Origin of the sequence: Streptomyces sp. NPDC057424, from assembly GCF_042803315.1 — a bacterium.
Classification (GTDB): Bacteria; Actinomycetota; Actinomycetes; order Streptomycetales; family Streptomycetaceae; genus Streptomyces.
The window spans coordinates 33,046-54,836 of record NZ_JBHVCP010000031.1; the positions used below are offsets into that span (position 1 = coordinate 33,046).

Below are 21,791 nucleotides of genomic sequence, written 5' to 3' on the forward strand. Positions count from 1 at the left end.
AATCGCCGTCCCAGCCGCACCTCACGGCACCCTCGATGGTCGCGAGGATGAGGGAACGCGTTCCGGCTCTCGGTGTGGACCGCGATGAGTGGACCCGCCGGATGATGCACTGGCATTTCTCCGCGGAGACCGGATCACGGTTCTGGACAGCGAAGCGGCGTTCGCTCCCTTTTGATCCGCTGCGGGACGTCGTCGACTTCGACTCGCTGCGGTTGTTCGGGCTCTTCGACAAGAACGACATCCGCGGTGTTCGTGTACGTGACCTGCTTCCGCGAGGGTTCGCCGACCGGACCTTCCGGGTGTTCGAAACGGGTGGAACGACGGGTGAGTCGTGCCGGATCGTCGATGTGACGCGTTCGCGGTACGACGTGGAGCTCTACCACGCCATGATGGAGGAGCGCGGCCTCGCGGGCGGCGATGTGCTGGCCCTGGTCCCGAGCGGCCCGCATGCGTACGGCCATTTCGTGGCGCGGCTGGCGGAATCCTGGCAAGGCGTGGCCCTCTTCGTCGATTTCGACCCTCGGTGGGCCAGGGAACAGCAACGGGATGCCGGTTCTGCAGAGGACTATGTGCGCCATCTGGTGCGCCAAGCCGCGTCGTTGTTGTCGTCGCAGAGCCCGGCGCTGCTTTTCACCACGTCGCGGCTGCTGCTCGCCCTGGTCCAGGAACTGCCCAGGCCGCTGGCGTCGTACCGCGTGCGAGCGGTCTGCACCGGCGGGACCTGCTGCACTCCAGAAGAGGAACGCTACGTGAGGGAGCGGTACCTGGCACATGTGCCGTGGATCGATACCTACGGAAACACGCTCATGGGGCACGCGCTCCAGGCCGACCCGGTTGAGGAAGGCGCACCCCGCTCCTACCATCTGCCGCCGCCCTTCGCCGCCATGAAGGTGGTCGATCCTGCAAATCCCTGGCAGCAGGTCGACTTCGGGGAACGGGGCCGCATTCTCGTGGTGACGCTGCTGGAGGACCTCTTTCTTCCCAATCTGTTGGAGCGCGACAGCGCACTGCGCGTCGGCCCGCATCCATGGTTCCCGTGGGAGGGAATCGCCGCGGTGCGCCCGTACGCCGATGATGCTGCCGCTGCCGTGAAGGACGGAGTCTATTGATGCGGGGACCGATCATCGGTGTCGACATCGGTGGCACCAAAATGGTGCTCACCGCGGAATGGTTCGACGGGCACGCCCCGGAGACCTTGCGCCTCTCGACCGGCGAGGAAACCCACCCCGAGGAGATCGAGCACTACATCTCACGTTTCGTCAGCAGCCTCGGTCAGGAGCCGCGGGCACTCGGGATAGCGGTCCCTGGGCTCGTCGACCGGGGACGGGTGGTGGCCTGCGATGTGCTGCCGGCCCTGACAGGATGGGAGCCGGCGAATCTCGGTGACCGAACTCTCCCCGTGACCGTGCTGAACGATGTGGCCGCGGCGCTGGCCGAGGGATGCCGGGCGTTGCCGCCCGCTGCGACCGCCGCCCTCGTGGCGGCCGGCACCGGAATCGGGATGGCCTTCATGTCCGACGGGCGTACTTTCGACGGTTCCCGTGGCTGGGCCGGAGAACTCGGCAGCATGCCGGTCCGGACCGGCTCGGGAACGGTACACCTCGACGCGGTCGCCGGCGGCGCCGCCCTTGTCGCGCGCAGCGGCGATACCCCGGCCGGCATCCATGCCGCGCTGGCGGCCGGGGATCCCCGCATCCGGAGCCTGATACATGACGCGGGGGAGGCGTTCGGACTGGCGCTGGCGACCGTCATCGGGCTGGTCAATCCGGAGTTCCTACTGCTCAGCGGCGGCACCCTGACCTATGACGGTTACCTTGACACGGCGTTGGAGACCGCCAGGCGCACTGCGCTGCCGGAGCTCTGGAATGCGTGCACACTACGACGGCCAAGTGCCGCGGACCCCGGTCTCGTGGTCGCACGGGGCGCTGCGCGGCGTGCCGCGGCACAGCGCGGAGGGGTACTGCTGCTGCCATGACCACCACCCTCGAGGCGCCAGTCCGGGCCTTTCGCGAGCGGTTGCTACGCGAGACCGTCAACTGGTGCATGACCCGCTCTCCTTGGTACGACGAACGGTTCTCAGCGGCCGTCGCACAGGGCTTCCACGGCCTCGATGACCTGCCGCGACTGCCCGTCCTCTTCCGCGACGAAGCCGTGGCGAACGCCGACCGGATTCTCTGCCGGCACGAGCAGCCGGCCTGCGTTCAGTACACGACCGGCACCACCGGAAACCTCTTCCATCTCTACCGAAGTCACAACGAGGTGGATTTCATCTCCGCCTTCTACTCGCAATTGGCGGCAGCGACCCACGCCAAGGACACGACTCGGCCCCTGTGGCTCTCCCTGACGAGCGCCTATCACGGCACGCCGACGCCGGTACCGGGCTGGCCGTTCATCGTGTCGGCGGGAGTGCACGACCGGACACAGGCCCGGCAGGCGTACGCCCTGCTCACGAAGGAATTCGCTTTCCCCGGTGTGGAGTCGCGTATCTCCGGAATCGCCGGTGGCGACATCTTGCTGAAGGCTCTGACCGCCTATCTGATGGACGAGGAGATCGACCCCGGGTCGTTCGGTATCCGGCAGATCGCGGTCACCGGTGGATTCATGAGCCCCGCCCTCAAGAGGCTCCTGACCGAGGTGTGGGGCGCGACGCTGACCGACCGCTACAGCATCTCGGAGGTCTACGGCGGCGCCTCGCAGTCCGGACCTGGCGGCCCATGGGTGTTCGACACCGAGATCATTCCCGAGGTGCTGCATCCGCGCACGCTCCAACCTGTACGGCGAGGCCTGGGAACACTCGTACTGACCGGTCTGTATCCGTTCATGCAGATGATGCCGATGGTGCGCTACTACACCGGCGACCTCGTCGAGATCGTGCCCCACCGGGACGCGGAAAGCGATCTCGCGGTGCGCTTCCTGGGCCGGGAGCGGCGGTCGATCGTCGACACGAGTGACACGGACGTCAGGCCGCTGCTGCTTTCCGGGCCTCTGCTGGAGATCGTCGAATCATTCCCCGATGTGGCGAAGACGGCACGATTTCGTGATCTGTGCTCCGGCGACGCACTAGAGCTCGCGGGCAAGGTCCATCTGTCGGTCAATTCTCGTACGGACTCCACCGGCGCACCGCGATCGATCACCCTGACCCTGGGCATGCGCTATGCGCCGTGGATGTTCCCGGAGCGGGCCACCGCCGTGCGGACTCGTGTCCGGCACCAGCTGTACCACCGTTTCCCCGCCCTGCGCGCCAACGTACAAGACGGGCTGACCCGGCTCGACGTCGTCCTGGCGCCGGCGTCCAAAGTGGCGGCCTACAACGCGAAATGAGGTGTGGTGATGCAGACGATCTTCCTCTTCCGACACGCGGCCCCGGAACAGGACTTCGCACTCCGCTACCTCGGCCGTACCGATCCGGCCCTCTCCGACGACGGCCGACGCCAGGCCCGCACGATGTTCGCGCATGTCACAGAGCTCCCTGAACTGCCGGTCCGTGCCAGCCCGTTGCGCCGCGCACAGGAAACCGCGCGCTGCGGCTTCGACCGCGACATCCCGACCGACGTCCTGCTCACAGAGTTCTCGTTCGGCACACTCGACGGACTACTGCCCGACGAGGCCGCGCGGCTCTACCCGGAGGCCCACCGATATCTGACCGCCCATCCGCTGGACGCCGGCCCCTTCGGAGGGGATGACTGGCCCTCGCTGCTGGGGCGGGCCGACGCCTTCGCCCGCCGGCTCGGCGGCGAGTCCTGCGTCGTCGTCGGGCACCGCATAGCGCTCCATGCCCTGGTGCACGCTCTGGGCGCTCGCTCCGCCGTGGGCGGCACCCTCGCGCTCCGCTACGGCGAGGGCTGCACACTTCGGCGGTGCGGCGCCGGGTGGGAAAGAGGTGACGGGCCATGAGATGGGGAATCGCCGGCTGCGGGGAAGTCGTCGAACGCCGGGTACTGCCCGCCCTGCGGGTCCTCGCGGAACAGGCCGTGTGCGTATGGGGCAGGAATGCGGCGCACGCCCGCGAGATCGCGGACCGCCACGGTGTGCCGGGGAGCACCGCCGATCTGGCAGCGATGCTCGAAGAGGTCGACGCGGTATATGTCGCAACTCCGGTCGCGACGCATGTGCCGCTCGCCCTTGAGGCCGTGCGGACGGGACGGCACGTCCTCATCGAGAAGCCGCTCGGCGGGGCACTGCCGGTGCCGAGCGCCGCACTCGCGGCGCTGGCCCGTGAGCGCCGAATCTGCGCAGGCGTCGCGTATTACCGCCGCCTCGCGCCGGCAGTGATCAGACTCGGGGAGATCCTCCCCCGCGACGTGCCACGGCAGGCAACCGTCCACTTCTGCACCCCATTCGACCCGGCACCCGCCGATCCGAAGTTCTGGCGCACCGATCCACGGGTCGCGGGTGGAGGCGTCCAGGCGGATGCCGGCAGCCACCGGATCGACCTGCTGTGCCGGCTGCTGGGGGTGCCGGACGTCGTGGCGGGGCGGCTGCTGCGGCCCTTCGCACAAGGCGCGGAGCGCACGGCTGTGGCACGGCTGAGCTGGCCGTCCGGCGACCGGGCGGACTGCCTGTTCGCCTGGGCCGCCGCGGGCTCGCACGACCGCTTCTCCCTCTCCTTCGACGGTGGGTCCGCCACGCTCGACCCCCTCGACGCCGGCCGGCTCCGCTGGCGCGCCTCCGGCCGCGAGTACCATGAGACACTGCCTCCCGACCCGAACCCGCATGTCGCGCTGATCACCGATTTCGTGCGCCGCGCCCGCGAGGGAGGCGATCCCATCTGCTCCGTCGAGGAGGCGATGGCGGTGGACGCGATCATCGCCGCAGCTCGGGATTCCAGCGTCCTGAGCGCCGCAGAGGCCGCCCCGCGCAAGGTGAGGATTCCCTCGTGATGGTCACCTCGAACGGCATGCCGATCCCTTTCGACAGCGCCCACTTCGGACCGCTGCGTGACAGCACTCCCGTGCTGCGTGACGCCGCCTCGCTGTACCGGCGCTATCGCGAGGACGGCTATCTCTATCTGCGCGGTGTGCTGGACCCCGATGAGCTGCTCCGGCTCCGAGCGGCGTACTTCGCCCGCTTCGGCCCCGGGTACCTGAAAACAGGGACGTCGGCCGAGGACGGCATCTTCTCCGGTCACCCTGATCCGGGATTCGGCGCCCACGGCGTACCGGGACACCCCGCCCACGCCTTCGTCCGGTCGGAGGTCTTCGACCGTTTCACGAGGAACTCACCCCTCTCGGCGCTCTCCGAAATCCTCCTCCAAGGGCCCGCCGAATTGCTGCCGCGGCGCATCGTGCGCCACTTCAGCCGAGGCACTCGTAGGGCATCCCGCGCGCACACCGACTTCGACTACCTCAGCCGCGGCTCGGACCAATTCGTGACCTGCTGGATCCCTATTGGCCCCTGCCCGTTGTCGACCGGCGGGATCATCTACCTGGAAGGTTCGCACCAGATCGGGCCCGACGCGATCTCCATGCTGCGCAGTGTGACGGACCGGCCTGAGGATCCCCGGCCGATCAGTCACGATCTCGACTGGGTCGCGCACCGTCTCCGCCGGCGCTGGCTCTGGGCCGATTACGCCGTCGGGGACGTCGCGATCCACTCGCCGTACACCGTTCATGCCACCCTCGACACCGAGACCGAAGTCATGCGGCTGTCCACGGACATCCGTTTCATCCGCCGCGGCGAGATGGTGGACGAGCGGTGGACTCACCCCTGGTCGGGCGACGACGGCAGCTGATGCGCACAAAAGGCACGGAGGGTTTTGCCGGGCCCCAGGGAGTATGTTGCCGATCATGTGTCTGGCCAGATGAGTGTGCCGGCCAGGGTGAGGACGGCCAGGTACCGGCCGTGTTGTTTCTCGTAGCGGGTCGCGATGCCGCGCCACTGCTTGGGGCGGTGGAAGCAGCGTTCGACGACGTTGCGGCGGGGGTAGTGGACCTGTCGAAGTCGCAGGGCCGTTCGCGGCGTCGGCCGGCCCGCGTGTTGGTCGACGCGTTCGGGGATGGTCGCGTTGATTCCGCGTCTGCGCAGGTAGGCGCGGAAGGAGCGGGCCGAGTAGCCCTTGTCGGCCACGACCCGTTCAGGCCGCCGACGAGGGCGTCCCGGCCCGGGCCGGGCGACGCGGATCGCGTCGATGACGGCTTCGGCTTGGGTGCAGTCGTCTCGGGTGCCGGCCGTGACCAGGAAGGTCAGCGGGCGGCCCCGCCCGTCGCAGGCCAGGTGGATCTTGTTGGTCAGCCCGCCGCGGGATCCGTCCAGGGCACACCGGTACGGAACTTGAACACGATGCCCTCCATGACCTGGCGGTGATCCCGTCACCTGCCCCGGGCACGGCCCACCGGCGGCAGCAACGGCTCAATCACCGCCCACGCGGCCTCAGATATCTTCCCATCCCTCACAGCCGGTCCAACGGTCGGATGATCGGCAAGACACTCGGCCATGGCCGCGGGGTCGGGCCACTCGCTCTCCTCGAAAGGCCAGTCGCCCATCTTCGGCCAGTGGAAGAAGTCGCAGACGATGACGGACAGCGGCAGTGCGCGCTCCTTGTGCTTCCGTGCCACCGCGAGGGGTTCGTCCTGGCGGCGGTGGCGCAGCTTGGACTGCCAGAAACCGGACGCCCACTCGGGGAGGAGGGGCGGGTGTCCGGTGACCAGGGTGTAGGCATCGAGGATCTGGGCCGGGGTGTCGCCGGCGGTGACCCAGTAGTCGACGCGTCCGCCGGCGTCGGCGGTCCACCGGGTGGTGTCGGCGCCGAGTTCGACGCGGCCGGTGGCGGGGTTGTTCCACAGCATCCGTAGCCGCGCGAGGAGTGCAGGAAGGGGATGGCGGCCACGGTGTTGCCCTGGACGAGGTCGATCACACAGCCCTTCTGGTCCAGGCGTCCGTGCAGATGCTGCCCGAGGCCGTGCAGCCGCTCACCGTCGTATGCCTCGAAGTGCTACTCCGTGCGGCCGCCCGCCGCGTGGACGCGAGGGCCGGCGTGATGTGTGGGGTCCTTGTCGGCGAGGAGTTCACGGCCCGAGACGGCGTGGCAGAACCTCAGCCGACCGTCGGCCGAGGCCTCGACAGCGAGGCGGCCGTTGAGCAGGCGGGCACAGCCGTCGTCCGATACGAGCACTTCGGCCTGCGGGGAGGGCTATGGGCTCTCCAGCGCGCCCGGGACGGTGGGGTCGATGGTCCCCGATGAGGCCCGGACCCGGACGGAGTCCGGTCCCCAGGGCTCGATGCGGAGGATCTCTTCGGCGGTGTGCCGTTCCAGGCCGCCGTCACGGACGGTCTAGGACAAGGGGATTCCTCGGTTCGACTCAAGTGCCCGGGCACATGGTCCGTGCGGGCAGGGGCTGATGTCGGTATCCGCGCGTTTCATCCGAAGCGGCGCAGGCGGGGCGGGAGCCCCGTCGACAGTTCGAGGTGACGTTATCCAGCTCTCGCACTCCTCACACTCCCTCCCGGCACTCCCATGTTTCGCTCGGCGTCAGGACGCAGCTCGGACACGTACCCGCAGGTAACCAAGCCTTTCGCGCCGCAAGACTAGACAGAGGCCACGTTCATGCCCGTTAATCCATCCCATGTATCAGTGGAGAGGGCTGATGGGACCGAGACCCCAAGTGCCGGAGGACTCTCACGCGCATCGATTCGCACCGGCATGACGGCCGGGACGGTGACCGCCACCAACGGCTCCCGCTGAGATGTCGTCGGCCTGCTACGTGTGGCGCCACATCGGCAGCAGACAAGCCCGTGACCTGCCGCACCCGACTCTGGGACATGCGAGCGAACGCACCGACGACCATGCAGTCGCTCTCCCCTCACCGAAAGGTTCAAGATGTCTTCCTCCGTCAGCAGACGGCGCCTGCTGCAAGTAGCCGGGGCCACCGCCGCCGCCTCTGCCACCGGATCCTTCATCGGTGCATCTCCCGCCCACGCGGCGGCCGTTCCTCCTGCGAGGGCCGACATCGGGGTCTCCGCGCACCCCTTCGCACTCGGCCAGGTCCGGCTCACCGCGAGCCGGTGGCTGGACAACCAGAACCGTACGCAGAACTACCTGCGGTTCATCGACGTCGACCGGCTGCTGTACAACTTCCGCGCCAACCACCGGCTGTCCACCAACGGTGCGGCTGCCACCGGTGGTTGGGACGCGCCGGACTTCCCCTTCCGCACCCACGTCCAAGGGCACTTCCTCACGACATGGGCACAGCTGTACGCCGTGACCGGGGACACCGCCTGCCGGGACAAGGCAACCCACATGGTTGCGGAGTTGGCCAAGTGCCAGGCCAACAACAGCGCCGCCGGTCTCAACGCCGGGTACCTCTCCGGCTACCCCGAGTCCGACTTCACCGCTCTGGAGCAGCGGACTCTGACCAACGGCAACGTGCCGTACTACACCATCCACAAGACCCTCGTCGGCCTGCTGGACGTATGGCGCCACATCGGCAGCACACAAGCCCGTGACGTGCTGCTTGCCCTGGCGGGATGGGTCGACTGGCGCACCGGCCGGCTGAGCAGCCAGCAGATGCAGACCATGCTGGGAACCGAGTTCGGCGGCATGAACACCGTGCTGACCGATCTCTACCAGCAGACAGGCGACGCGCGGTGGCTCACTGTCGCCCAACGCTTCGACCACGCCGCGGTGTTCGACCCGCTGGCGTCCAACCAGGACCAGCTCAACGGACTGCACGCCAACACCCAGGTACCCAAGTGGATCGGGGCCGCCCGGGAGTACAAGGCCACCGGCACCACCCGCTACCGGGACATCGCCACCAACGCCTGGAACAACTGCGTCAACACGCACACCTACGCCATCGGCGGCAACAGTCAGGCGGAGCATTTCCGCGCCCCGAACGCCATCGCCGGCTACCTGAACCAGGACACCTGCGAAAGCTGCAACACCTTCAACATGCTCATCCTCACCCGGGAGTTGTTCGCGCTGGACCCGAACCGGGCCGCGCTGTTCGACTACTACGAGCGGGCGTGGCTGAACCAGATGATCGGCCAGCAGAACCCGGCCGACAACCACGGCCACGTCACCTACTTCACCCCGCTCAACCCCGGAGGCCGACGCGGTGTGGGCCCGGCGTGGGGCGGCGGCACCTGGAGTACCGACTACGGCACCTTCTGGTGCTGCCAGGGCACGGGCCTGGAGATGCACACCAGACTGATGGACTCCATCTACTTCCGCAGCGACAACACGCTGATCGTGAACCTGTTCGTGCCCTCGGTGCTCAACTGGTCAGAGCGCGGAGTCACGGTCACCCAGACCACGTCGTACCCCGTCAGCGACACGACGACCCTGCAGGTCACCGGCAACGTCGGCGGAACCTGGGCGATGCGCATCCGCATCCCGAGCTGGACCACAGGGGCCACCGTCAGCGTCAACGGCACGGCGCAGAACATCACCACCACCCCCGGCAGCTACGCCACCCTGAGCCGCTCGTGGACCTCCGGCGACACGGTCACCGTCCGCCTGCCCATGCGGGTCATCATGCGAGCGGCCAACGACAACGCGAACGTCACCGCGATCACCTACGGCCCGGTGGTCCTGTCCGGCAACTACGGCGACACCTCGCTCAGTTCCCTCCCCTCGCTGACCACGTCCTCGATCACACGGACCAGCAACAGTTCGCTCGCCTTCACCGCCACCGCCAACGGCTCCACCGTCAACCTGGGCCCGTTCCACGATGCGCACGGCCACAACTACACCGTCTACTGGAACACCAGCGGCACCGTCCGTCTCGCCAACGTGGACAGCGGTCTCGTGCTGGGCATCCTGAACATGTCCACGGCCGACGGTGGCCGCGCTCTGCAGTGGTCGGACAACGGCACCGCCGACCACGACTGGGAAATGATCACCGACGGAAACGCGGTCCGCTTCCGCAATGCCCACAGCGGCAAGGTGCTCGGCGTCCTGAACATGTCCACGGCAGACGGCGCGACCGTCCTGCAGTGGTCGGACACCGGCACCGCCGACCACAGATGGACGCTGCTCGACCAGGGAGACGGGACCTACAAGATCCGCAACGCGCACAGCGGCAAGCTGCTCGCCATCGCGAACAACTCCACCGCTGTCGGCGCGTTCGCGGTCCAGGACTCGGACGATGACACCACCGACAACCGGTGGCGCCTCGTGAGGAACTGAGATCCGCCCCGGAAGCAGATCGTGGTCACTCTCCCCTCTTCCGCTTGCTCGACACGTCGACCTTCGTTCGATATGACGAACATCCAGACCGGGTCGTAGCCCATCACAGTCCGGACAGCCCCTGACAGGGCCAGACGGAACCGCTCACTCGAGGAATGAGACCCCCCATGCGCAGACGTGGTTTCAGCCGCAGGCATCTTTCTGTGGTGCTGGCGGCCCTGGTCGCCTCCGCGGCGACGCTCGTCGCCAACCCGGCCCAGGCGGCCACCAGCGGCACCTTGCGCGGTGTCGGCTCCGGCCGGTGTCTCGATGTGCCGGGCGCCAGCCAGACCGACGGCACGAACCTGCAGATCTGGGACTGCCACGGCGGGACCAACCAGCAGTGGACGCTGACGGACGACAACCAGCTGACCGTCTACGGCAACAAGTGCCTCGACGTCCCGGGCCACGCCACCACGGCCGGGACCAAGGTGGTGATCTGGTCCTGCAACGGCGGTACGAACCAGCAGTGGCGGGTGAACGCCGACGGCACGGTCGCCGCCGTGGAGTCCGGGCTATGCCTGGATGTGTCGGGCGGCGCCACGGCCGACGGCACGGCGGTGCAGCTCTGGAACTGCACCGGCGGCGACAACCAGAAGTGGACCGGCCTGACCGGGACGCCCGACTCGTGTGCCCTTCCGTCGACATACCGGTGGACGTCGACCGGTCCGCTGGCGCAGCCGGCGAACGGCTGGGTCGCGCTGAAGGACTTCACCACCGTGACGTACAACGGCCAGCGCCTGGTCTACGCGACCACCTCCAACGGATCGTCGTGGGGTGCGATGACGTTCCGTCCCTTCACCAACTGGTCGGACATGGCAACGGCCGGCCAGACCGCGATCAGCGGGTCCGCGGTGGCGCCCAAACTGTTCTACTTCGCGCCCAAGAACATCTGGGTGCTGACCTCAAACGGGTGGGGTACCGCCTGGACCTTCACCTACCGCACCTCCAGCGACCCCACCAACCCCAACAGCTGGTCCGCCCCGCAGCCGCTGTTCACCGGCAGCCTTCCCGAAGGCGGCCCGATCGACCCGACCATGATCGCCGACGACCAGAACATGTACCTGTTCTTCGCCGATGACAACGGCGGCATCTACAAGTCGACCATACCGATCGGGAACTTCCCGGGCAGCTTCGGCTCGTCGTACACGACGGTCATGAAGGACACGAAGGAAAAACTGTTCGAGGCGCCGGAGGTATACAAGGTCCAGGGCCAGAACCAGTACCTCATGATCGTTGAGGCGATCGGCGCGAACGGGCGCTACTTCCGTTCGTTCACCGCCTCCGGCCTGAACGGTCCGTGGACCCTCCAGGCCGGCAGCGAGAGCAGTCCCTTCGCGGGCAGGGCCAACACCGACCAGACCTGGACCAACGACATCAGCCACGGTGACCTGGTCCGCAACAACCCCGACCAGACCATGACCATCGACCCCTGCAACCTGCAGTTCCTCTACCAGGGCAGGTCCCCCAGCTCGGACGGCATCGACTACATCGAACTGCCGTACCGGCCGGGCGTCCTCACCCTGCAGCGCTGACCTGCCCGCACATGATCACAAGCTCATGACCTCACCGATCAGGCCCGCAAAGCGGCTTCCGCTTTGCGGGCCGGGAAGGAACACCCCCGTGGTTCCCCCACACAGACGACTGCTGCGTCTCCTCATGGCCACCGCGCTGACGCTCACCGCCTGCGTCACCGCCTCCGCCGGCACGACCGCCGAGGCCGCACCGGGCAGCCCTGCGCTCACCCCGCCGCTGGGCTGGAACAGCTGGAACAGCTTCGGATGCGGGATCACCGAGGCACAGGTCCGCGAGGCCGCCGACGCGATGGTGTCCTCGGGCATGAAGGACGCGGGCTACCAGTACGTCGTCGTCGACGACTGCTGGTTCGACCCGCAGCGCGACGCAGCAGGCAACCTCCGGGCCAACCCGACCAAGTTCCCCAGCGGCATGAAGGCGCTCGGCGACTACATCCACAGCAAGGGCCTGAAGTTCGGCATCTACCAGGCGCCCAACGAGAAGACGTGCGCCCAGGGCGTGGGCACCTACCCCGGCTCCACCGGCAGCAAGGGCCACGAGGCCCAGGACGCCAACACGTTCGCCTCATGGGGCGTCGACTACCTCAAGTACGACTGGTGCTCCGGCAGCGGCACCCTGGGCGAGCAGATCGCACAGTTCACCATCATGCGCGACGCCCTGCGCGCCACCGGGCGCCCGATCGTCTACAGCATCAACCCCAACAGCTTCCACGCCCCCACCGGCGACAGGTACAACTGGGGCGAGGTCGCCGACCTGTGGCGGACGACCGAGGACCTGCTCGACATCTGGCAGAACAACAACACCAACAGCTACCCGATGGGCGTCGGCAACGTCCTGGACGTCACCGCGCCGCTGGCCGCTCAGTCGGGTCCGGGCCACTGGAACGACCCCGACATGCTGGTCGTCGGCCGTCCCGGTCTGTCACTGACCGAGTCCCGCTCCCACTTCGCCCTGTGGTCGCTGATGAGTGCCCCGCTCATGGCCGGCAACGACATCCGCACCATGTCCGCCGACGTGAGCGCGATCCTGCGCAACCCGCGTCTGCTCGCGGTCAACCAGGACTCGCTGGGCGCGGGCGGGCGCCGGGTGCGCGACGACGGCAGCACCGAGGTGTTCGCCAAGCCCCTGTCCGATGGCTCGGTCGCGGTCGGCCTGTTCAACCGCGGAGAGGGCACTGCCACCGTCACCGCCACGGCCGCGCAAGTCGGCCTGTCCGGCGGGCCCTTCACCCTCACCGACCTGTGGACCGACGGCACGTCCAGCACGTCCGGCCAGATCTCGGCGAGCGTCCCCGCGCACGGTGTCGCCGTGTTCAAGGTGACCGGCGGCAGCCCGCTGGCCGCCACCACCGCCCGCCTGCGCGGCAACGGCTCCGGCCGCTGCCTGGACGTGGACGGCGCCTCCACCGCGGCCGGGACGAAGACGCTGATCTGGGACTGCCACACCGCCGCCAACCAGCTGTGGACCACGTGGGCCGGCGGCGAGATCCGCGTCTACGGCGACAAGTGCCTGGACGCCTCCAACCAGGGCACCGCCAACGGCACGCCAGTCATCATCTGGCCCTGCAACGGCCAGAACAACCAGAAGTGGACCACGCAGGCCGACGGGTCGATCCGCAACGTCAACGCCGGGCTGTGCCTCGACGTCAACGGGGCCGCCGCCGCCAACGGGACCCCGGTCATCCTGTGGACCTGCAACGGCCAGAACAACCAGAAGTGGACCACGCTCCCGTAACCCGCCACCCCTGCCACCGCGCAGGGAGAAGCCGACCGGAGGGCAGTCCCACGACAGCAGGCCAAGCTGCGGGGACTGCCTTCCTGCACGGGGACCGGGACTTCGAGCCCATCGCCGCAGTCACCTGCCGGACGCTCCCGTGGCAGGTCGCGTCCGCCGAGGTGGTGTACCGACAGCCACTCGGTCTTCTCGTTCTGAGGCCATGCGGTGAACTCGATGGGCGGGACGGTCTCGTCGGTTTCTCACTCGATCGGGAAGGCCACCAGCGTCGGCGGTTGATGCCTTGCGTCCACCGGTACCGATGGGACGGAGACGGACCTTCACGCGCTCTCAGCTTCGGAAGCGACGGGCGCTTGGGCGGCCACGTGCTCGTTGACTTGCGCTTATGTAGCTCGGGGGCGGCTCTGTGAGGCCCGGCTCGCCCTCATGGCCGGTGTCCGTGTCGAGTTACTGCTGCTGTGCGACGGGGGGCGACCTGAGGCTTCAAGAAGAGCGGGTGCGGCACGCCATCGGTTCCGGCAAGTGCCTGGACGTGCCCGGCCTTTCGCAGACCAACGGCACCCAGACGCAGATCTGGGACTGCAACGGCGGCACCAACCAGCAGTGGCACCTCGGATGAGAAAGCCCCACAAGCTCACACCCCCAATACTGCCCTCCTCCTCAGCCCACGCTCCGCGGGCGGACGAGCGACCCTTGCCAGACCGTGACAGCCCGCCCCCGCACGCCATCTGCCCCTGCGCCACTTCGCGAACCGAATCCGCCCCTCGGCCGGCCGTCATCACCTCCCGCAAACCCTCGGACAGCACGAAACCCCCGCCCCGGCGGGGGCCGACACCAGGGCTTCAACGCAGGGCGTCTGCGGTGCTCAACGAGCCGGTCCTGGCGGCCGGCGCTCATGACGCCCGCCTGGCGTGTCGGGTGAGGAACGCGGCGAGGCCGGCGGCCTATGGGTAGGCGGCAGCGAGCCGGCTCACGAACGCCGGACCGGTCGGCGTCGGCGCCAGCGCCGGGCTGCAGGCGAGCGAGTGTGGCTGACAGCACGGCGTGGGTGAGCACCGGCTGCGGCAGCGAGCCACCTGCGGCACTTCCTCGCCGCGGCCGAGCGCCAGAGCCGGTTCGGTGGCGGCTGCCGCCCGGATCACCGACTTCCGCAGCGGGAGGTGCTGCCAGGCCGAGGCAGGCTCTCCCGGGAGCGACGGAGGGGCGGGCACCGGAAGGGGCACCCGCCCCGATTGCTGTTCACAGGGAGCTTCGCCGGCAGGCGGCCTGCGAAGCTCAGGCGGCGGCCGTCCGGGAACAGGGAGACGGCAGCCCATGGGGGCTCCTGCCGGTGCGGGGAGACCCCATGGGAGGAACGCGGGTCAGCTCATGCCCTGCAGGCGCCAGATCTGGTTCTTCTTCCAGGTCAGGTCGGCCGCCGGGTCGCAGGTCCACTGGTGGATCTTCGCGCCGGGGTCGGTCGAGATCCCGCTGACGTCGACGCACTTGCCGCTGTGGACGGCGGCCAGCTGGTAGTCCTTGCTGTTGCCGAGCGCGGTGACGGGGTTGAGGGTGAACATCTGGTTCGTGCTGCCGCTGCAGGTCCACTGGATGACGGCGGCACCGTCGGCCGTGGAAGCGCCCGAGATGTCCAGGCACTTGCCGCTGTGCTCATTGACGATGGTGTAGGTGTTCGCCCGTCCGGCGACGGGCTTGAAGTCGAGCATCTGCTGGTAGCCGCCCTCGCAGTGGTACTGCTGGTACTGCGTGCCGTCGGCGGTGCTGAGATTGGTGTCGTCCAGGCACTGACCACTGTGCTGTACCACCGCGACCGTGGAGACGGTCGTGTTCGACGGCGGCAGCAGCGTGACGGTGTAGCCGTCCGCGGCGTCCGTCCACGGCACGCTCACCGAAGCCGAGTTGTTGCTCACGGTCAGGGTCCGGTCGGAGACCGTCACCGGACCGGTCACGGTGCCGCCGCTGTTGTTCGGTATGCGCTGGACGATCGCGCGCACCCGGCTGTTCTCCACCACCGAGGTGGTGTCGAGGCGGTTGAGGCCGACGGTGACGTTGCCGGTGTTGCCGTTGCTGCCCAGCAGGATCTTCGCGTTGCGAGCCGTGTTGTCCTTCGTCGCCAGCCCGTCGGTGTTCGTACCGGGCGTGAGGTTGACGATGTTTCCGGTCTGGGAGCCGTAGTAGCGGTACATGAACCACTCGCCGAGCGGCAGGTACTGGCCGGAGTCGTTCTTGGTGAGCAGGTTGGCCGCGTAGTCGTGCAGGTTGGGGCCCCATCCCCAGTTGGCGCGCATGCCGTCGGCGCCGGCCCGCTCCAGGCGGCTGATGAACCAGCCGCCGCCACCGGGGTGCTGCTGCTCGCGTCCGGCGTACTCGTTGATCTGGTAAGGGCGGGCGTTGGTCAGGCCCGCGGCGGCGAGGGTCGAGTTGGCGTTGCTGACGGCCTGGACGGGGTCGTGTGGGATGGCGTGCCAGCTGTAGATGTCGGGGGCGACGTTGTTGGACTTGATGTGGTTCAGGTAGGTGGTCCACCAGGTGTTGGAGGAGGTGGGCGTGTTCGCCGTGCTGGGGCCGACGATGAGCTGCCCGGGGAGGTTGGCTCGCACGGCGGCGTGGAACCGCGACCACATCTGCAGGTACTGGCTCTGGGGCCGGTCCCAGAAGCCGCTCAGGTCCGGCTCGTTCCACAGGTCCCACTGCACCGTCATGTTGTTGGCCTTGACGTCGGAGATGACCTGGTTGACGAAGTTGTCGAACCGCGTCCAGTCGCCATTGTCGCCGGGGAAGGGCTGGCTGGTGGTGCCGTCGGCGCCCCACAGGTCGTGCGGCAGCATGACGAACGTGCCGCCGAGGGCGACGGTGCGCTGGTACTGGGCGAGGGTGGCCTGCCAGCGGGTCTGGTAGTCGGCGAGGCTGGTGGCGTAGCCGCCACCGTTGAGCTGCGCGCCGCCGGCCCGCATGAACTGCCACTTGATGTCTTTGAAGAAGTGGTCCTGTGGCAGCGACCCGTCGGCGGTCAGCCCGTAGATCATGCCCGAGGCGCGGTAGGTGGGGGTGCCTTTGGTGGTCGCGAAATCGACGGTGACGCTGGTGTCTGCGGCCTGCGACGGGCCGGCGGGCACCAAGGTCGCGGCCAGGGCAGCCAGGAGGACGGCCACGGACGAGGTCGCTCGGCGTCCGGTGCGGGTCGCGGGGCTGGGAAGTGTCCGGCGGGATTTCATGCTGCGGCTCCTACGTGAGAGGGGAGGAAGGCCGGGGTTGGAACCGTCCCCGGGCTGTGGGGAGACGGCCGGTCAGCGGCTGTCTCGGTGTGCGTGTGCCTCGGCCAGCAGGAGGTAGCTGCTGGCGGTCCAGGTGTAGGCGCGGTCGCGCAGGCCCGTGCCGGTGAGGGCGTCGAAGTTCTCGGCGAAGCCGTGGGTTTCGCACAGGGCGCGGAAGCGGGCGCTGATCTCGTCGGCGAGGCGGTGGTGGTCGGCGCGGCGCAGGCCGTCCTCGATGAGGACGGTGGCGGGTGCCCAGATCGGGCCGCGCCAGTAGCCGTCGGAGAGGTAGTGGGGTGAGGTGGGCAGTTCGGTGGCCAGGCCGTACGCGGTCAGGTGCGTCTCGATCCGGGCGGCCAGTGTTTTGCGGATGTGCTCGGGCAGGTGCTCGCCCAGTGTCATCGGCATCAGGTCCAGCAGGCTGGAGCTGCCCCAGGTCGCGGCGGAGTCGACACCACGGGCCACGAACCGCTCTCCCGTCCACAGCTCGTCGAGCATTGCGGCCTGGGTCGCCTCGGCGGTACGGGACCAGCGGCGGGCCTCGTCGGGAAGGCTCAGTTCGGCAGCCAGGAGGGACAGTTCGCGCAGCTGGAGCACCAGGAAGGCGACCAGGTCGGCGGTGACGACCACGCGCTCGGGGTCGAAGGTGGTGGCGTTGTCCCAGCCGCTGTCGTTGCCGTGCTGGTAGTGGGGCAGGGCGGCGCCCGGGGCGCGGCGGACGGTGAGCCAGAAGTCCGTCCACCGTGCCAATCTGCGGTAGATCTCGGCGAGTTCAATCCGGCTGAGGGGGGCGGGGAGCCGTCTGCGCAGGTGGGACAGGGCCCAGCCGTGAATGGGCGGTTTGACGAAGTTGTAGAGGACCTCGGAGTGGGTCACCGAGTCGGGAAGAGCGCCGGTCTCGTCCTGGTGGTCGAAGGGCAGGGAGAACTGGTCCCAGGCCAGGGCGGGGGCACCGGGGGCCAGGGCGAGGGCGTTGAAGCAGTGGTCCCAGCTCCACACCTTGTCCATCCAGTGCTTGGACATCAGCACCGCGGGCCGGGCGACCAGGCCCGCCGGACGGACGGTTGCCGACCACAGGACGTACGCGGCGAGTTCGGCGGCCGGGGTGCCGGTCGAGCGCCAGGGGGCGACCGCGTCGGCGAAGGCGGTGAAGGCCTGCTCCGCGGTCGCCACGACGGCGTCGAACGTCTCCGAGGACGTGTAGGGCAGGCGTGCGCTGTCCAGCTCCTCGACGGCCGATTCCCAGACTCCGCCGGGGGCCGCGGTGAGGGTGACGCCTCGTTCGCCGGTACCGAGGGCCTGACTGCCGGATATCTCGGTGACCGTGCCGGACAGCACGGTGATGCGGTAGCGGCGCCCGGTCTCGTACGAGGTGAACACGTACGCCCCGTCCACCGGGTCGCGGTAGAAGTAGGTGCCCGTGAAGGGGGTCAGGGCGTCCGCCGCCGCGTTGATGCGCAGGCCGAGTCCTTCGCCGCGCAGGCGGACGGTGTCCGGTGAGGCGTAGGCCAGGGCGACGTGCCCTTGCTCACCGGCCCAGCGGAGCAGACCCGGAGTCGCCTCGACGCGGGTCCCCGCGCGCTCTCCCGTCCTCGCGTCGAGGGGCGTGAAGCGCAGGACGGCGTGCATGCCGTTCTGGTGCGAGACGAGGTGGAGGTCTTCGGCACGTGCCTTCTCCGCGAGCACGGGCGAGATGCCGAACCAGGATCCGTGCGTGCTGAACGGGATGTCGTGGACGGAGAAGGCCGGGCCGGATCGGGCGGCGGTCATCAAGTGGTACTCGTTTCTTCAGCAGGGGTCACCGGCGTCGGTGGTCATAAGGTGGTCAGTCCTTGACGGCTCCGGCCGTCACGCCGGCGGCGACGTAGCGCTGGGCGAGGACGAGGATCACCGTGGCCGGCAGCGAGGCCACGACGGCGGTGGCCATGATGGCGTTCCACTCCTGGTTGTTGTTGCCGATGTAGTGGTAGATGCCGAGAGTGATCGGCTCGTGGGCGCCGCCGTTCGCGAGGGTGCTGGCGAAGACGAAGTCGGACCAGGACCACAGGAACGCGAACAGCGAGACGGTGACGATCGAGTTGCGGCTCATCGGCAGCACCACGGACCGGAAGGTGCGCAGGGGCCCGGCTCCATCCATCTGCGCGGCCTGGAGGAGTTCGCCGGGGATGCCGGACATGAACGCGGTGAAGATCAGGACCGCGAAGGGGACGGCCAGGGTGGAGTCGGCGACGATCAGGCCGGGCACGGACTGGAGCAGGCCGAGCTGGAGGTAGATGGCGTAGAAGCCCATCGCCATGATGATCCCGGGGATCATCTGGGCCACCAGGAAGAGGAAGCCGAGCAGGCCCCCGCCGCGGGGGCGGAGTTTCGCCAGCGCGTAGCCGGCGGGCGCCGCAAGCGCCACGGTCAGTACGACCGTGCCCAGACCGATGACCAGGCTGGTGCCGAGGTAGGGCAGTTGCTGGTCGAGGACGGCGCGGTAGCCGTCGAGGGTGCCGTGGACGGGGAAGAGGTCGGGCGGTGACTTGCGCATGTCCTGGTCGCGGGTGAAGGACACGTTGAGCATCCAGTAGACCGGGAAGAGCATGACGGCGGTGAACATCAGGCCCGTTGCCGTCTTCCACCAGGTGGTCCGTCCGCGTCTCGGGCGGCGTGTGGCCGGGGTGGTCTGGAGGCTGGTCATGAGGCGTACTGCTTTCGCTGGACCTTCAGGTACACCAGACCGAAGACCAGGGCCGCGGCGACGAGCAGGTTGCCTACGGCCGCGCCAGGGCCGAAGGCGGGCAGCAGGTTGCCGAAGCCGAGCCGGTAGGACCAGGTGGCGAAGGTGGTGGACGAGTCGGCCGGGCCGCCCTTGGTCATGATCCAGATGATGTCGAAGACCTTGAGCGTGTAGACCAGGCCCAGCAGCAGGGTGATGGCGGACACGGGGCGCAGCAGCGGGAAGGTGATGCTCCAGAAGCGTCGCCAGGCGCTCGCGCCGTCGAGGGCGGCCGCTTCGTAGAGGCTGTGGGGGATGGTCTGGAGGCCGCTGTAGAGCACGACCAGGTTGAAGGGGACGCCGATCCAGATGTTCGCGAGGATCACCGACGTCAGCGACCACTCAGGAGAGGTCAGCCAGTTCACCGGACCGATACCGACTGCCTGCACAGCCGCGTTGACGACACCGGAGTCGCTGTTGAGCATCCACGACCAGGTGGAGGCCGACACGATCAGCGGCAGCAGCCAGGGCACCAGGAACAGGGCCCGCAAGGTCGCCGACAACCGGAAGTGCTGGTGGAAGAAGACCGCGAGGGCCAGGCCGATGGCGTACTGGAAGACCAGGCACACGACGGTGAACACCACCGTGTGGATGAGTGCCGGACCGAAGGTCGGGTCGTCGAAGACCTTCTGATAGTTGTCCAGTCCGGTGAACGGCGCGTTGCCCTGGACGAAGGAGCGGACGGTGTAGTTGCGCAGGCTCAGGTCGAGGTTGCGGTAGAGCGGATAGGCGTAGAAGAGGACGAGGTAGACGGTGACCGGGGCGAGGAACGCCCAAGCGGCCCACTGCTGGGAAGTGGGACGACGGCGCCAGTGGGCGGCGTGGGCCGGGGGCGGGGCGTCGGTGGCCACCACCCCCTTCCGGTCACGCACCGGCCGGCGGTCCGGCAGGGGTGTCGTGCGATTCATCAGGGAGCCCCGTATGCGGTTGCTCGACGGTTACTTGACGGCGTCCTGTGCTGCGGCAAGCGCGTCCTTCGGCGACTTGGACCCGCTGAGGGCGGACTGGACCGCCTTCCACATCTGCTCCGAGATCTTGGGGTACTTGGTGCCCAGGTCGTCGCTGGTGCGTCCCCTGGCCGCCTTGACCGCCTCGACCCAGGGCTTCAGCTCGGCGTTCTCCGCCACCTGCTTCTCCTGCACCTCGCTGGTGGGGGCCACGTAGGACAGGGTGGTGTCGGTGGCGTACAGGTTCTCGGTGCTGGTCAGGCACGAGACCAGCTTCTGCGAGGTGGCGTAGCGGCCGGTGTCGCTCTGGACCGGGACGGTGACGAACTCACCGCCCGTCGGGGCAGCGGCGTTTCCTCCGTCCGCGCCGGGGATGGGCAGGACTCCGTAGTCGAAGCCGGCCTTCTCGGCGTTGGCGAGCTGCCAGGTGCCGTTCTCGGCGAAGGCGTAGTCGCCGCTCGCGAACTCCTGCCAGCTGGTGGTCTGGGTGTTGTTGATGACCGAGTTGGGCGCGTAGCCCTTCTTCAGCCAGTCGCTCCACAAGGACACGGCCGCCACACCCTGGGCGGAGTCGAGTTCGGTCAGCTTCGCGCCCGATCCCCAGAACCACGGCAGGAACTGGAAGCTGCCCTCCTCCGTGCCGATCGCGGAGAAGGTGATGCCCTTCTTCCCCGCCTTCTTGACCTTCGCCAGCGCCGCAGTCAGGGACTTCCAGTCCGTCACCGAGGCGATGTCCACGCCCGCGGCCTTGAGGACGTCCTTGTTGTAGTACAGGGCGAGGGTGTTCGCGCCGATGGGCGTGCCGTAGGTCTTCCCTCCCGACTGACCGGCCGCGAGCAGGTTGGGGTCCACCTTCGAGGTGTCCACCTTGTTCTCGTCGGTCGTGGTGAGCACACCCGCCTCGGCGAGCGTCGACACCACCGGGTTGTCGAGGATGAGCACGTCCGGGGAGTTGTCCTGCTGAGCGGCCAGCAGCGCCTTGTTCGTCAGGTCGCTCGTGTCGAAGGCCGTCCGCTTGACCTTGACCCCGGCCTCGCTGCCGCAGCCGTCCAGCAGCTTCACCCAGGCCGAGTCCTTGGCGAACTGCGGGTAGGGGTCCCAGATGGTGTAGCTGCCGCCGTCTGTCGCCTTCGAGGACGTGGTGCCATCGCCGGAGGAGCATGCGGTGGTGACGGTGGTGAGGGCGACGACGGTCATGGCGGTGGCGGTGAGACGGTGTCTGGTGGATCTGTTCATCGGGCGTTCCTCGCGTGTGTCAGGCATGGGCATGCCAGGGGAGGTGGACGGATGGCAGAGCAGGGCAGGCTGAACAGCGCCGCGGAGTCGCGGAGCGGCCGGTTGAACGGTGACGGGACGGGAGGTGAAGGAGGAGGAGCAGGGCCCCTGATCCACAG

General features: G+C 68.4%; 17 protein-coding genes and 1 pseudogene. 10 read left to right on the plus strand and 8 right to left on the minus strand.

All coding sequences use genetic code 11. From position 1 onward, the window contains the following. The first annotated feature begins 47 nt into the window (after positions 1 to 47). The 6 genes from ACFU3E_RS23510 to ACFU3E_RS23535 all read left to right on the plus strand — a co-directional run bounded on the left by ACFU3E_RS23510 (position 48) and on the right by ACFU3E_RS23535 (position 5,731). Complete coding sequence (locus tag ACFU3E_RS23510; RefSeq protein WP_384161472.1) at positions 48 to 1,109, plus strand: hypothetical protein; 1,062 nt, start codon at positions 48 to 50, stop codon at positions 1,107 to 1,109. Beyond that, positions 1,109 to 1,975 (plus strand): ROK family protein, encoded by an 867-nt coding sequence (locus tag ACFU3E_RS23515; protein ID WP_384161475.1) that lies wholly within the window; start codon positions 1,109 to 1,111, stop codon positions 1,973 to 1,975. Before ACFU3E_RS23510 ends, ACFU3E_RS23515 begins: the two co-directional genes overlap by 1 nt. Beyond that, positions 1,972 to 3,321, plus strand: a complete 1,350-nt coding sequence (locus ACFU3E_RS23520; protein WP_384161478.1) for a hypothetical protein — start codon at positions 1,972 to 1,974, stop codon at positions 3,319 to 3,321. The genes ACFU3E_RS23515 and ACFU3E_RS23520 overlap by 4 nt, the downstream gene beginning before the upstream one ends. A 9-nt stretch (positions 3,322 to 3,330) precedes the next feature. Beyond that, positions 3,331 to 3,894, plus strand: coding sequence for a histidine phosphatase family protein (locus ACFU3E_RS23525; RefSeq protein ID WP_384161481.1), 564 nt, complete (start codon positions 3,331 to 3,333; stop codon positions 3,892 to 3,894). Next, positions 3,891 to 4,880 carry a Gfo/Idh/MocA family protein gene (locus ACFU3E_RS23530; protein ID WP_384161484.1) on the plus strand — a complete coding sequence of 330 codons (990 nt, stop codon included), beginning with the start codon at positions 3,891 to 3,893 and terminating at the stop codon, positions 4,878 to 4,880. Before ACFU3E_RS23525 ends, ACFU3E_RS23530 begins: the two co-directional genes overlap by 4 nt. 71 nt (positions 4,881 to 4,951) lie before the next feature. Next, complete coding sequence (locus tag ACFU3E_RS23535; protein ID WP_384161487.1) at positions 4,952 to 5,731, plus strand: phytanoyl-CoA dioxygenase family protein; 780 nt, start codon at positions 4,952 to 4,954, stop codon at positions 5,729 to 5,731. A 53-nt stretch (positions 5,732 to 5,784) separates the two neighbouring features. Here ACFU3E_RS23535 and ACFU3E_RS23540 read toward each other — a convergent pair. The 3 genes and pseudogenes from ACFU3E_RS23540 to ACFU3E_RS23550 form a co-directional block, all read right to left on the minus strand. Next, positions 5,785 to 6,255 (minus strand): annotated as a pseudogene (locus tag ACFU3E_RS23540) (IS5 family transposase); the annotation flags it as partial. Between the two features lie 53 nt (positions 6,256 to 6,308). Continuing rightward, positions 6,309 to 6,785 carry a TIM-barrel domain-containing protein gene (locus ACFU3E_RS23545; RefSeq protein ID WP_384161490.1) on the minus strand — a complete coding sequence of 159 codons (477 nt, stop codon included), beginning with the start codon at positions 6,783 to 6,785 and terminating at the stop codon, positions 6,309 to 6,311. Positions 6,786 to 6,931: 146 nt separating this feature from the next. Beyond that, on the minus strand, positions 6,932 to 7,111 hold the full coding sequence (locus ACFU3E_RS23550) for a hypothetical protein (RefSeq protein WP_384161493.1): 180 nt from the start codon (positions 7,109 to 7,111) through the stop codon (positions 6,932 to 6,934). 705 nt (positions 7,112 to 7,816) lie between these two features. Between ACFU3E_RS23550 and ACFU3E_RS23555 the strand changes: the two genes are divergently transcribed. The 4 genes from ACFU3E_RS23555 to ACFU3E_RS23570 all read left to right on the plus strand — a co-directional run bounded on the left by ACFU3E_RS23555 (position 7,817) and on the right by ACFU3E_RS23570 (position 14,054). Next, positions 7,817 to 10,126 carry a beta-L-arabinofuranosidase domain-containing protein gene (locus tag ACFU3E_RS23555; protein WP_384161496.1) on the plus strand — a complete coding sequence of 770 codons (2,310 nt, stop codon included), beginning with the start codon at positions 7,817 to 7,819 and terminating at the stop codon, positions 10,124 to 10,126. 167 nt (positions 10,127 to 10,293) lie between these two features. Then, on the plus strand, positions 10,294 to 11,700 hold the full coding sequence (locus ACFU3E_RS23560; RefSeq protein WP_384161499.1) for a non-reducing end alpha-L-arabinofuranosidase family hydrolase: 1,407 nt from the start codon (positions 10,294 to 10,296) through the stop codon (positions 11,698 to 11,700). Positions 11,701 to 11,824: 124 nt separating this feature from the next. Next, positions 11,825 to 13,435 carry a glycoside hydrolase family 27 protein gene (locus ACFU3E_RS23565; RefSeq protein ID WP_384161600.1) on the plus strand — a complete coding sequence of 537 codons (1,611 nt, stop codon included), beginning with the start codon at positions 11,825 to 11,827 and terminating at the stop codon, positions 13,433 to 13,435. A gap of 496 nt (positions 13,436 to 13,931) precedes the next feature. After that, complete coding sequence (locus ACFU3E_RS23570; RefSeq protein WP_384161502.1) at positions 13,932 to 14,054, plus strand: RICIN domain-containing protein; 123 nt, start codon at positions 13,932 to 13,934, stop codon at positions 14,052 to 14,054. 742 nt (positions 14,055 to 14,796) lie between these two features. Here the strand turns inward: ACFU3E_RS23570 and ACFU3E_RS23575 are convergent. The 5 genes from ACFU3E_RS23575 to ACFU3E_RS23595 all read right to left on the minus strand — a co-directional run bounded on the left by ACFU3E_RS23575 (position 14,797) and on the right by ACFU3E_RS23595 (position 21,633). Continuing rightward, a complete protein-coding gene (locus ACFU3E_RS23575) occupies positions 14,797 to 16,650 on the minus strand; it encodes an RICIN domain-containing protein (protein ID WP_384161505.1) in 1,854 nt (617 codons plus the stop codon). Positions 16,651 to 16,722: 72 nt separating this feature from the next. Then, on the minus strand, positions 16,723 to 18,459 hold the full coding sequence (locus ACFU3E_RS23580) for an amylo-alpha-1,6-glucosidase (protein ID WP_384161508.1): 1,737 nt from the start codon (positions 18,457 to 18,459) through the stop codon (positions 16,723 to 16,725). A 55-nt stretch (positions 18,460 to 18,514) separates the two neighbouring features. Next, on the minus strand, positions 18,515 to 19,372 hold the full coding sequence (locus ACFU3E_RS23585) for a carbohydrate ABC transporter permease (RefSeq protein WP_384161511.1): 858 nt from the start codon (positions 19,370 to 19,372) through the stop codon (positions 18,515 to 18,517). Further along, positions 19,369 to 20,358, minus strand: a complete 990-nt coding sequence (locus ACFU3E_RS23590) for a carbohydrate ABC transporter permease (RefSeq protein ID WP_384161514.1) — start codon at positions 20,356 to 20,358, stop codon at positions 19,369 to 19,371. Before ACFU3E_RS23590 ends, ACFU3E_RS23585 begins: the two co-directional genes overlap by 4 nt. 30 nt (positions 20,359 to 20,388) lie before the next feature. Next, positions 20,389 to 21,633 (minus strand): extracellular solute-binding protein, encoded by a 1,245-nt coding sequence (locus ACFU3E_RS23595; protein WP_384161517.1) that lies wholly within the window; start codon positions 21,631 to 21,633, stop codon positions 20,389 to 20,391. Between the last annotated feature and the right edge of the window lie 158 nt (positions 21,634 to 21,791).